Genomic DNA, 12,538 nt, shown 5'->3' with positions numbered 1-12,538 from the left:
AGAGAGACGTACATGATCCGCAAAGAATCGATACTTGCAGTGGCACTGCTGGCCCTCGGTCTGGCCATGCCTTGCTTCGCCAGCGATAGCGCGCGCACGACCTCACCGCCGATGTCGCAACCGCAACTCGGGAATGACGTGCTGCGGCTGGAAGATGTGGTGCGCGTGGCAGTGGAGAGGAATCCCGCCCTCCAGAGCGCAGCGCACATGGTGGAGGCGCAACGGCGGCGCGTGCCCCAGGCCAAAGCTCTGCCCGACCCGAGCGTCAGCATCGGCTGGATGGGCAACGCGCAGCCCTTCAGCGTGCAGACGGGCGATCCGTCGAGCTACCGCAGCGTGAGCGCGATGCAGATGCTGCCCTTCCCCGGCAAGCTGCGCCTGCGCGGCGAGATGGCGGGCAAGGACGCCGACGCCGCGCAATGGGACGTCGAAGCGCAGCGGCGGCGCGTGGTCGCCGAGGTCAAGACGGCCTTCTACGACTACTTTTTCTACGAGAAGGCCATCCAGAGCATGCAGCGCAACCGCGAGCTGCTGGAGAAGCTGTCGCAGATTGCCGAGGCGCGCTACCGCGTGGGCAAGGCGGTGCAGCAGGACGTGCTCAAGTCGCAGGTGGAGGTCTCCCTGCTGCTGCAAAAACTGACCACACTGGAAGCGCAGCGCGACATCGCACGCGCGCGGCTGAACACGCTGATGCTGCGCAGTCCGGAGTCTCCGCTGCCTCCGCCGGCCGAGGTCGAGGCCTCCGGCCTCTCCTATTCGCTCGACGAGCTCTACAAGCTGGCGCGACAGAACGATACCGAACTGCAGCGCGACGCGCGCCTGATCGAGCGCAACCAACTGGCCGCCAACCTGGCGCAGAAGGACGCGCTGCCCGACCTGAGCGTCGGCTACATGTACCAGCAGCGTCCGGAGATGCCTGACATGCACGGCATGACGTTCTCGGTCAGCATCCCGGTCTTCTACGGGAACAAGCAGAAGCAGGCGATCCAGCAGGCAGTGGAGGAGCGGGCGGCGAGTGAGCGCTCGCGCGACAACCGCCAGAACGAGCTCTTCTTCGAGCTCAAGCAGAATTACCTGGCAGCCAAGGCGTCGGACCAGCTTTTGAAGCTCTACGCGCAGGGCGTGGTGCCGCAGTCGTCGCTGGCGCTGGAGTCGAGCATGTCGGCCTACCAGGTGGGCAACGTGGATTTCCTGACCGTGCTCGGCAACTTCACCACCGTGAACAACTACGAGGTCGAGTACTTCCGCGAGCTGGCGAATCACCAGACCACGCTGGCGCGGATGGAGGCACTGGTGGGTGTCGACCTGACCAGTGCGCAGCCGGCCCCTACGGGCGCACCGCAAGGGCCCGGGAGGAAATAAGGAGTACGCAGATGGCTCAGATAAACAACAAGTTCTTACGCATTTTTGCATTGGCAGGCGCAATCGCTGTTCTCCTTGGATTGCTCTATGCCGGGAAGGTGACCGCCGCCTTTCAGCACAGCCACACGGAGCAGCAAGCCGAAAGCGGGGAACGCAACGTCCTGTACTGGTACGACGCAATGAACCCGCAGCACCACTACGGCAAGCCCGGCAAGGCTCCGGATGGCATGGACCTGGTGCCCATGTACGCCGATCAGGCGACGCAGCCTGCTCAAAGTGCCGCGGCCACAGCGTCCAAGGGCGAACGCAAGATCCTCTACTGGTACGACCCGATGCATCCGCAGTTCAAAGCGGACCATCCCGGCAAGTCTCCCGACTGCGGCATGGAGATGGTGCCGAAGTACGCCGATGACCAGCCGATGAACATGCCGCCGGGTTCGGTGATGGTCTCCTCCGACCGGCAGCAACTCATAGGCGTGCGCACCGCCGTGGTCGAGCGGCAGCGGCTGACGCGGGAGATCCACACCACCGGCCAGGTGACCGCCGACGAGACCAGGCTGGTGCACGTTCACGTGAAGGTCTCGGGATTCATCGAGAAGGTATTCGTGGATTACGTCGGCCAGACGGTGCGCAAGGGCCAGCCGCTGTTCACCGTGTACAGCCCCGATCTGGTCGCGACCCAGCAAGAGTACCTGATCGCCAAGCGCGGGGAGAGGTCCATGGGCTCGTCGCAGTTCCCCAGCGTTTCGCAGGGGGCGCAGTCGTTGCTCGCATCGGCGCGCGAGCGGTTGAAGCTGTGGGATATCTCGGACGAGCAGATCAAGAAGCTCGACGAGACCGGCGAAGTCAGCCGCACCATGACTATCTACTCGCCCGCATCCGGCGTCGTACAGGAGCGCAAGGCGTTCCCGCAGACGTCAGTGAATCCCGACACGGAGCTGTACACGGTCGCGAATCTCTCCAGCCTGTGGGTGAACGCCGACGTGTATGAGTACGAGGCGCCGTACGTGCGCGTGGGACAGCCGGTGGAGATCCGTCTGAGCTATTACCCCGGCAAGGTGTGGCGCGGGCGGATCAACTTCATCAACCCGCAATTGGACGCGCAGAGCCACACCCTCAAGGTGCGCATCGACGTCCCCAACGCCGGAATGGAGTTGAAGCCGCAGATGTTCGCCGACGTGACCCTGAAGGTAGATTACGGCGACAGCATCGTCGTGCCCGAAGAGGCGGTGCTCGACTCCGGGCGCGAGCAGACGGTGTTCGTCGCAGGCGGCGAGGGCCGCTTTGCGCCGCGCAAGGTCACAGCCGGCGCGCACGTGGAGGGTAAGGTGGTGGTCCTGTCCGGGCTGAAGCCGGGCGAAACCATCGTGACCTCGGGCAATTTTCTCATCGACTCCGAGAGCCAGTTGAAATCGGCGATGGGAGAGATGCAGCACTAGAAGTAGCTAGTAGCTGGTAGTTAGTAGCTAGCGGAAGAAGGGATCATGGCAAAGAAAGCATCGATGGTCGCGGTGGTAGTGCTGCTGGTGCTGGGTGGCCTGGTCGCCGCCGGATACTGGCGCATGCACAAGCAAGCGCAGGAGTTCTGCGGTTTCTGCCAAAGGCACATCATGCCCGAGGCGCGGGTGGTGGCGGAGATCGGCGGAAAGCGCCGCGCGGCCTGCTGCGCCCACTGCGCCCTGAGCGAGGCCCGGCAGGAGCACAAGCCGGTGAAGATCCTCGAGGTCACCGACTACAACTCCGGCGCCACGCTGAAGCCGGAGAGCGCCTGGTTCGTGGACGGCAGCCGCGTGGTGGTCTGCGCGCACGACGCCATGCGCACCGACGAGAGCAAGCACGCCGAGCACCTGATGTTCGACCGCTGCGCTCCGGGCACGCTGGCCTTCGCCAGCCGGCAGGCCGCGGAGTCCTTCCGGGAAAAGAATGGCGGAACGCTGCACAACCTCGATGAGCTGGTGCGGGAGGTGGAACAGTGATCGACCGCATCATCGAAAGTTGCGCCACACACAAGTTCCTGGTGTTTCTGTTCATCGCCGTGGGCGTTCTGTTCGGCTGGCATTCGCTGAACAACACGAAGCTGGATGCCATCCCCGATCTGTCGGACACGCAGGTGATCGTGTACGCCAAGTGGGACCGCAGCCCGGACATCATGGAAGACCAGGTCAGTTACCCCATCACCTCGGCGCTGCTCGGCATGCCGAAGGTGAAGGATATCCGGGCGTTCAGCGACTTCGGCTATTCCTACATCTACATCATCTTCGAGGAAGGCACTGATATCTATTGGGCCCGTTCCCGCACCCTGGAATATCTGAGCTCGGTCACCCCGCGGTTGCCCAAGGGCGTCAATGTGGAGCTGGCCAAGGATGCCACCGCGGTCGGCTGGGTGTACGAGTACGCACTGACCGACACCACCGGCAAGTATTCGCTGGAGCAGATGCGCAGCTACCAGGACTGGTACCTGCGCTACGCCTTGCAGGCGGTGCCGGGAGTTGCCGAAGTCGCGCCCATCGGCGGCTTCGTGCGCCAGTACCAGGTGAACGTCGATCCCAACAAGTTGCTGGCCTACCGCGTGCCCATCGACATGGTGGTGAACGCGGTGAAGAAGTCGAATAACGACGTAGGCGGGCGGCTGGTGGAGATGTCGGGCCGCGAGTACATGGTGCGCGGACGCGGCTACGTGCGCTCCCTGCGCGACCTGCAGGAGATCCCGGTGATGGTGAACGCGCAGACCGGCACGCCGGTCCTGCTGCGCGACGTGGCCACGGTCACCTTTGGCCCCGACCTGCGCCGCGGCGTCGCCGAACTCGACGGCAAGGGCGAAGTGGTGGGCGCCGTGGTCATCATGCGCTTCGGCGAGAACGCCCAGAAGGTGATCGAGCGGGTCAAGGCGAAGATCTCCGAGATCGAACCGACGTTGCCCAAAGGTTTGAAGATTGTCCCGACCTACGACCGCTCCGATCTGATCGACCGGTCGGTGGACAACCTGAAGCACACGCTCATCGAAGAGCTGCTCATCGTCAGCCTGGTGATCCTCATATTCCTGTGGCATTTCCCCAGCGCCATCATTCCGATCGTCACCATTCCCATCACCATAATCCTGGCGTTCATACCCATCCAGATGTCGGGGATGACGGCGAACATCATGTCGCTGGGCGGGATCGCCGTGGCCATCGGCGCGATGGTGGATGCCGCCGTGGTTGTCGTCGAGCAGACCCACAAGAAGCTGGAGCATTGGAACGCGGAGGGACGGCCCGGCGATTACCACAAGGTCGTCATTTCGGCGGTGAAGGAAGTGGGCGGGCCCAGCTTTTTCGCTCTGCTGGTGATCGCTGTCGCCTTCCTGCCTGTGTTCACGCTTGAAGCTCAAGAAGGCCGCCTGTTCAAGCCGCTGGCCTTCACCAAGAACTTCGCCATGGCGATCGCGGCCGTGCTGGCGATCACGCTGGATCCGGCCATGCGGCTGCTGTTCACCCGCATGGATGACTTCAAGTTTCGTCCGAAGTGGCTGGCGAAGATCGTCAATGGACTGCTCGTCGGCAAGATCCACAGCGAGGACACTCACCCCATCAGCCGTCCGCTGATGAAGCTCTACCACCCGGTGGTGGAGTTCGTGCTGGAGCACAAGTGGAAGACCATCGCGGTGGCGGTGATCGCCATGGCGGTGACCGTGCCCGTCTTCTTCCGGTTGGGCTCGGAGTTCATGCCCCCGCTCGACGAGGGCACGCTGCTCTACATGCCGACGACGCTTCCGGGGATGTCGGTGACCGAAGCTTCGCGCCTGCTGCAGGTGCAGGACAAGATCATCAGCGGCTTTCCGGAAGTCGAGCGTATTTTCGGCAAAGCGGGTCGCGTCGAGAGCGCTACCGACCCTGCGCCGTATTCGATGATGGAAACCGTTGTCGTGCTCAAGCCCCACATGCAGTGGCCAAAGCGTGAGCGGTTTTATTCCAAATGGGCTCCCGACTGGGCACAAAACATCCTTGCCCGGTTCTGGCCCGACCATAAGACAACGCAAGAGTTGATCTATGGTCCGGGCGGGCTGAACGAAGCGCTGAATATTCCGGGCACGGCCAATGCCTGGACCATGCCGATCAAGGCGCGCATTGACATGCTCACCACGGGCGTGCGCACGCCGCTCGGGATCAAGGTCCTGGGGTCGGACCTGGGTGAGATCGAGAAGATCGGCGAGCAGGTCGAAATGGCGCTGAAGGATATTCCCGGCACGACCAGCGTGTTTGCGGAACGCACGACCGGCGGCTACTTCCTCGACTTCGACCTCAAGCGCGACCAGCTCGCGCGCTACGGACTGAGCGTGGACGACGCCAACGAGGTGCTGATGTCGGCGGTCGGAGGCGACCAGGTGACCACTACCGTCGAGGGCCGCGAGCGCTACCCGGTGAATGTGCGCTACTTGCGCGACTACCGCAGCGACCTGGACGGCCTGCGGCGCGCGCTGGTCAATACACCTTCGGGCGCGCAGATCCCGCTGGCGCAACTCGCCAACATCTCCCTCAAAACCGGCCCCGGCATGATCCGCGACGAGAATGGCCGGCTGAGCGGATACGTCTATGTGGATGTCAGCGGCCGCGACATCGGGAGCTACGTCACGGATGCCAAGAACGCTGTCCGGCAGAAGGTCAGCGTTCCCGCCGGCTATCAGCTGGTTTGGAGCGGCCAATACGAATCGATGGAGCGCGTGAAGGAACGGCTGAAAATCGTGTTGCCGGTCACGCTCTTCATCGTCTTCCTGTTGCTCTACTTCAACACTGGATCAGCGGTCAAGACGGGAATCATCCTGCTGGCGGTTCCCTTCTCCGCCATTGGCGCCGTGTGGTTCCTTTTCCTGCTGGGCTACAACATGAGCATTGCCGTCTGGGTCGGGCTGATCGCCCTGCTGGGCGTGGACGCGGAAACCGCAGTGTTCATGCTCCTTTACCTCGACCTCGCCTACAAGGATGCGCAGCAGAAAGGCCTCATGCGCAACTGGGACGACCTGCGCGAGGCCATCGTCAACGGCGCGGTCAAGCGCCTTCGCCCGAAGGTGATGACTGTAGCCTGCATGCTGTTCGGATTGTTGCCGATCATGTGGTCAGTAGGAGCGGGTGGAGACGTGATGAAGCGCATTGCAGCGCCCATGATCGGCGGCATCCTCACCAGCTTCCTGATGGAGCTGGTCATCTATCCGCCCATCTTTGCCATCTGGAAGTGGAACTTCGAAGTGAAGCCGGCGCTCAAGCACGCGCCCCAGCCGGAGGTGGCGCATGCATAAGTGGAGCAAGCGCCGGTAGGGCGGTTTCAGTTGGCCAGCGCCGCTAGGGCGGCCAGCGCGCCATTCGACTTCAGGTCCTTGGTGGCGTCCACCTCGCCGTTCTTTTTCGCTCGCCCATTCGCCCCGGAGATCATGCTCACGGTGGTGGAAAGCAGGAATCCGCGGTAGGCTGCGCTGAGGTCGCGCCAGGCCCTATGCGCGGTGCAGGCCTCCTGGTCGCCACAGGGCTTGGTCCGGCTCAGGAAGCAGACCGGCTTGGCCTTCGATCCCTCGAACAGCTCGACGATATCCATCAGGTAGATCTCGTCGGCGGTTTTGCGCAGGCGGTAGCCGCCGCCGGAGCCGCGCGCCGTCACCAGGTAGCCGGCATTGCGCAGGGTCAGCAGAATCTTGGAAAGGTAATTGGCCGGGATCTCCGTGGAGCGCGCCAGATCGCGGCCCAGCACCGCGGCATCCTCCGGCATCCTGGCCAGATGAGCCAGGGCGCGCAACGCATACTCAGAAGTCGTAGAAATCATCGCTTGTACACCTCTGCATGAGCAGGGTGTTTATATCGCGGCGCCCACTCGCCCTTCTGTGACGCCGGTCACATAGCGACGTTCATCCCGCGTTGCGATCCGCAACGGAAACGGCCCGCCGGACGGCGGGCCTCGAAGGATCCAACTTTCTTTACTTCGCCTGTCCGGGGCCGAGCGCCTTCTCCAGCTTGGCCACGATGTCGCGGGCGGGAGCGGCGAACTGTTCCTGCGGCTCGATGCACAGGCATTCCTTGAACTCGCGCACGCCGGGGGTGTAACACCCGATTATACGGAATTCCATAGACGGCTCCGGATAGCTTCCCAAAAAGCGTAGCAAAAAACCACAGAGACTCGTGTAAGCGATTGAAAATGAGTATCTTACAAGCGCTATACTTTGGCAGTCCAGGTGCAGCAAGTGGGGTGATGTTTCTCGGCAGTCAAATGAGTTCAGACAATTCAGGAGGCACAATGGAACGTGACATTCGTCCCCAGATGTCTAAGCGCCTGCTGCTTGCGCTGGTCATCACAGTGCTCATCGTACCGTCCATGTTTGCTCAAGTGGAAAGGACGTCATCGATACAGGGCACGGTGAAGGATCCCAGCGGCGCGGTAATTTCCAGCGCCACGGTGGAATTGACAAGTACGGCGCTGTTCACTGGCAAGGCAGCGACCAGCACCGATTCGTCGGGCTACTATCGCTTCGACAACCTTCGCCCCGGCAGCTACAACCTGACGGCGACGAAGAGTGGCTTCACCACCTACAAGCTGGACGGCATCGACCTGGCCGTCGGCCGCGCTCCCACCATCGATGTGACGCTGAAAGTAGGCGCCGCGTCCGAGATCGTCGAAGTTACCGGACAGGCTCCCCAAATCGACGTGGCCCAGAGCAAGGTCCAGACCAACGTCACCTCGGACATCCTGGCCGACGCTCCCACGGGCCGCTCCTTCCAGTCAGTCATCCAGTTCGCCCCGGGCGCCCGCGCAGAACCTCTGCAGGGCGGGGCCGCGGACTCAGGGGCTAACCGGTACCTAGGACTGGCATCTGCAACAGGCGCGAATACCGCCGGCAGTTTGGGCAACCAGATCGACGGCGCCGCCAACGCGGAGAACTCCTACATGGTGGAGGGCCAGGAGACCGCCAACGTTCAAAGCGGCAACTCCAGCTTCAACGTTCCCATGGAGTTCATCCAGGAAGTGGTGATCAAGTCCAGCGGCTTCGAGGCGGAGCACGGTGGCGCCATGTCCGGCATCATCAACGTCATCGAGAAGCGCGGCTCCAACGAGTGGCACGGCAGCGTCTTCACCTCCTACCAGGGCGATGCGCTGAACGCCGCTCCCAACCGGACGCTGCGTGACAACGGGGGCGCCGAGTATACCCAGCCCATAAAAGACCACTACCGCGTGTGGGATCCGGGCTTTGAAGTGGGCGGCTACCTGCTGAAGGACAAGATCTGGGTCTTCGCCAGCTCGGTGCCGGACCTGATCCGCCAGCAGCGCACCGTGTTCATGACGGGGAAGTTTCCCGCCCCTGGCCCGCGCACGTACTCCAGCAACACCGACACTTACTACTCGCTGGCCCGTGTGGACGCCAACCCGTTCTCCAAGCTGCACATCTACGGCAGCTGGCAGTACAACTATTCCAAGAACCAGGGCTACAGCCAAGCGGCGGCGGACTCTGTCTTCATGGTCCAGGCTACCGATCCGGTCACTGGCGCCCTGCTTCCCTGCGTGAACACCCTGGGCAACCAGTGTAACCTTGGGGGCGCCAGCGGCAATCCGGACAACTTCAACGCCGGCATCGGCTATCGCGCGCCCAACCAGCTCCTGGGGGTTGGGGGGGATGTCACCATCACCCCGAACCTGATCTTCAGCTCGCGTTTTGGCCGGGGCTACAACGCCTACAAAACACTTGGGACACCCGTCGGCATCCGCTACATCATCCGCAACACCACCTATTCCTACAGCACCAGCCTGGGGGGGGCGACGGCCAACACGACGGGCTTGGACGGCACCACCCTGGCTGCCGCCTGTCCTGCCTGCGTTACAGCCGCTAACTTTGGGACGGGCTATTTCAACATTGGCGACAACACTGGCACCGCCTTCGACTCGTACTGGCGGACCAGCTGGAGCAACGACTTGTCGTACTTCGTTAAGGGCTGGGGCACCCACAACTTCAAGTTCGGGTACCTCTACAACAAGCTGAGCAACGATGTGCTGACCGGCTACATCACGGCGAACGCGTACGTCAGCTACATGGGCAATACCACGGTCAATGCCAACGGCGGCGCCACCGGCACTGCATGGCACTCGGTGGTGGGCTCGAGCCTGGGCTGCGTGCCGATCGCCGCTTTCAACCTGGCCACCTGGGGCTCGGCCGGAACTGGCACCGCCACCGACGCCATCGCCAACACCTGCCGCGGGAACTTTGGCACCATCAACTTCCGCGAATTGGGTACCAGCGGCAAGGTGGGAAGCAACACCCACGCTTTTTACCTCCAGGATAACTGGAACATCGGGCATGGCGTGACCCTGAACCTGGGAGTCCGCTTCGACAAGGAGACCGTGCCCTCCTACTCCTCGGGCTTCCCCGGCATCGACTTTAGCTGGGGTCAGAAAATCGCCCCCCGCCTGGGCGCGTCCTGGGATGTGATGCGCAACGGCAAGCTGAAGATTTACGGCAGCTTCGGGTCGTTCTACGACATCATGAAGTACGACTCGCCCCGGGGCAGCTTCGGGGGCGACTACTGGCATGACTGCACGTACGCCATGGATAACCCGAACTACCTCCTCTTCATCCCGGTGCGGGGCGCAGACGGGCACTTCTGCGAACCCTCGGGCCAGCTCTCGAGCGCCAGCACCGTTCCCGCCGGCGCGCGCTTCATCCAGAACGATGACTTCCGCATCGTTTCCAACGATCCCAATCGAGCGTGCGACGCCAACCAAGCGACTCCCGGGAGCTGCACTGCATCGCTGCTGGGCCTCGAGCCGACGTTGCAGCGCGAGTACGTGCTGGGAGCGGACTGGGCCATCACGCCGCAGCTGGCGTTCGAGGTCCGCTGGGCGCGCAAGCGCATGGTCCGTGCCATCGAGGACACCGGTGTCATCGGCCCAGGTGGCGAAGTCTACAGCATCAACAACCCTGGCGAAGGATTCAACGCGGTCATGTATGGCCCGGGGAATCCGCCGATCCCGAAGGCCAACCGCAGGTATGACGGCTTGGAGTTCCGGCTCACCAAGGCGGCCTCGGCCCACTGGTACGGCCAGGCGTCGTACACCTATAGCAAGCTGCGGGGCAACTACACCGGCCTGACCGCCACCGACATCGCCGACGGCGGCGGCGGGCGGCAGGGCAGCAACACCAACCGCGCCTTCGACGAGCCCATGGGGTCGTTCGACGGGCACGGTAACCCGATCGACGGGCCACTGCCCACCGACCGGCCGCACGCCCTGAAGATGCTGGCCTACTACCGGGTGAAGTGGTGGAAGATGGAGACCACGTTTGGCGGCTTCCAGCAGGTGTCCTCGGGCAGCCCCCTGACCACCTACCTGGACGTATTTGGCATGAACACGGACGTGGAGGGCCGGGGCAACTGGATCAACATGACCGCCGATCCGGTCACGGGCGCCTTCATCCCGGGCTCGATCATCCATGGGTTCCGCACACCGTCGTTCAGCCAGACCGACCTGAACTTCACGCAGGAGATGCACGTCAGCAAGAACAACGAACGGCTGAGGCTGGGCCTGGAGGCGAACATCTTCAACGTCTTCAACCAGCACAGCCCGACGTACTACAACTCGAACCTGACCAAAACGGGCGGGATTGCCCCGTTGTCGGTGGACCCTGCGGGAGCGACCTGTACCCCGGTTGTTATCGACCCCAGGTGCATCGTCGACTACCCGTACTTGTTGCATGTACAGTACAACTACATCAACGAGCTGAACGGGGGCCCTGGAAACGCCGCGTTTGAACCATCCTCTGGCTTCAACCCGCTGTACGGCATGCCGTATGGCTGGCAGGCCGGGCGGTCTCTCCGCTTCAAGGTCAAGTTCACCTTCTAAGTCGGGAAGGGGAGCTTGAGAACACTTTGGGCCGACTGAAAAGTCGGCCCAATTTCTTTTTACTCGCAAGCGCAGAGACCGGGCGACCCGCATCCGGATGGGAGGTATACTGGAGCGGTTCCCAGGCCGATGTAACCGGAATCGAACGAGCCTGTGTGTTTTAGATTCCGGCCGAAGGCCGAGGAAGGTCCAGACCAGGGTCCCCTCTCCCCTGTGCGTGATCGCGATGTAAGTGATCAAGGCATAGCGAGAGTGAAAGGAGTATCTCCATGCCGAGGACTGGCCTGCTGCTCGCCCTATTCGTTCTGACCGCCTGCGGCACCTGCCTGCCGCAAGGAGGAGTGCGTCTTACTCCCTCGAGGCCTACCCGCTTGCGGGTCATAGTCACGTACGACGACGGGCTGACCCGGGTGCGGGACGTCACCGTGGAACTGCAGGATGGGGTGGGCGGAACCTCGGCCATGGCGTCCCAGACCACCGGCACCGACGGGCAGGCGGAGTTCAACACCATGACCGGGATGCACCGCGTTCGCATCTATGGCGCCGACGTTCAACCTTATGAGGCCGAATTCGAGATCACCCCGGTCGAAAGTTTCCACCGGGAAGATTTCCGAGTGAAGCGCAAGCTCGAGGGCAACGCGGCGCCTCCTCAGGGAGGGCCTGGTTTCGTTCCCACCGTCCGCCTGAAGATCCCCGACAACGCGCGCAAGCAGTTTGAAAAAGGCAGCGGGGCCCTGGCCGACAAGCAGTGGGACTCCGCCCGCAAGTCTTTTCAGTCGGCCATTGACCTCTACCCGGATTACGATCTTGCCTACAACGGGCTGGGGATTGCCAATACCCAGATGCTCGAGCTCACCGCCGCGCGGAAGGCGTTCCAGAAGGCGATCGCGCTCAACGACAAATTTGCGGGAGCGCAGCGCAACCTGGCCCGCATCATGCTTTCCGAGCGCAATTACCAGGAGACGACCGTGCTGTTGAACCAGTCTCTGGCGGTCGAGCCCACCGATGCCTGGGCACTGACCAATGCCGCCTACGCCGAGCTCCAGCTCCATCGCTTCAAGGAAGCGGCGGACCACGCCACCCGGGTCCATGCGCTTCCCCACCAGGGCCTGGCCAATGCCCACGTCATTGCCGCTTATGCGCTCGATGCCTTGGGGCAGCATCAGGAGGCGGTCGCGCAGTGGAAGCAGTACCTGGAGGAAGATCCGAAAGGGCTGAATGTGAAGCGCGCCCAGGAGGAGGTGCGCCGCTTGACAAAATCGCCGCAATCTTGATCTGGGCCGCGGTTCGAGCGGGTTCGCGCCTTGCTTCACCGCGTCTCAGGAAATAA

The 12,538-nt window shown here is 62.7% G+C and carries 8 protein-coding genes; 6 read left to right on the top strand and 2 right to left on the bottom strand.

Translation table 11 applies throughout. The features are described 5' to 3' along the window. Window positions 1-12: 12 nt before the first annotated feature. The 4 genes from LAN37_14360 to LAN37_14345 are packed head-to-tail and all read left to right on the top strand — an operon-like array spanning window position 13 to window position 6,631. Window positions 13-1,362, top strand: coding sequence for a TolC family protein (locus LAN37_14360; protein ID MBZ5648393.1), 1,350 nt, complete (start codon window positions 13-15; stop codon window positions 1,360-1,362). A gap of 11 nt (window positions 1,363-1,373) precedes the next feature. Further along, window positions 1,374-2,801: an efflux RND transporter periplasmic adaptor subunit gene (locus tag LAN37_14355; GenBank protein ID MBZ5648392.1), complete on the top strand. Its 1,428-nt coding sequence runs from the start codon at window positions 1,374-1,376 to the stop codon at window positions 2,799-2,801. 45 nt (window positions 2,802-2,846) lie between these two features. After that, on the top strand, window positions 2,847-3,338 hold the full coding sequence (locus tag LAN37_14350) for a nitrous oxide reductase accessory protein NosL (protein MBZ5648391.1): 492 nt from the start codon (window positions 2,847-2,849) through the stop codon (window positions 3,336-3,338). Next, window positions 3,335-6,631, top strand: a complete 3,297-nt coding sequence (locus tag LAN37_14345; GenBank protein MBZ5648390.1) for an efflux RND transporter permease subunit — start codon at window positions 3,335-3,337, stop codon at window positions 6,629-6,631. Before LAN37_14350 ends, LAN37_14345 begins: the two co-directional genes overlap by 4 nt. A 26-nt stretch (window positions 6,632-6,657) precedes the next feature. Here the strand turns inward: LAN37_14345 and LAN37_14340 are convergent, their stop codons facing one another. After that, on the bottom strand, window positions 6,658-7,149 hold the full coding sequence (locus LAN37_14340; GenBank protein ID MBZ5648389.1) for an Rrf2 family transcriptional regulator: 492 nt from the start codon (window positions 7,147-7,149) through the stop codon (window positions 6,658-6,660). Window positions 7,150-7,300: 151 nt separating this feature from the next. Continuing rightward, window positions 7,301-7,450 (bottom strand): hypothetical protein, encoded by a 150-nt coding sequence (locus tag LAN37_14335; GenBank protein ID MBZ5648388.1) that lies wholly within the window; start codon window positions 7,448-7,450, stop codon window positions 7,301-7,303. Window positions 7,451-7,617: 167 nt separating this feature from the next. On the opposite strand from LAN37_14335, the gene LAN37_14330 reads away from it, so the two are divergent. Then, the gene (locus LAN37_14330) at window positions 7,618-11,208 is read left to right on the top strand and encodes a TonB-dependent receptor (GenBank protein ID MBZ5648387.1); all 3,591 of its coding nucleotides are present in this window, start codon (window positions 7,618-7,620) and stop codon (window positions 11,206-11,208) included. 269 nt (window positions 11,209-11,477) lie between these two features. After that, the gene (locus tag LAN37_14325) at window positions 11,478-12,482 is read left to right on the top strand and encodes a tetratricopeptide repeat protein (GenBank protein ID MBZ5648386.1); all 1,005 of its coding nucleotides are present in this window, start codon (window positions 11,478-11,480) and stop codon (window positions 12,480-12,482) included. Window positions 12,483-12,538: the final 56 nt, after the last annotated feature.

This window comes from Terriglobia bacterium (assembly GCA_020073495.1).
Classification (GTDB): domain Bacteria; phylum Acidobacteriota; class Terriglobia; order Terriglobales; family Acidobacteriaceae; genus JAIQFD01.
Note: the sequence above shows the minus strand (reverse complement) of the source record. Positions and strands in the feature narration are given on the sequence as shown.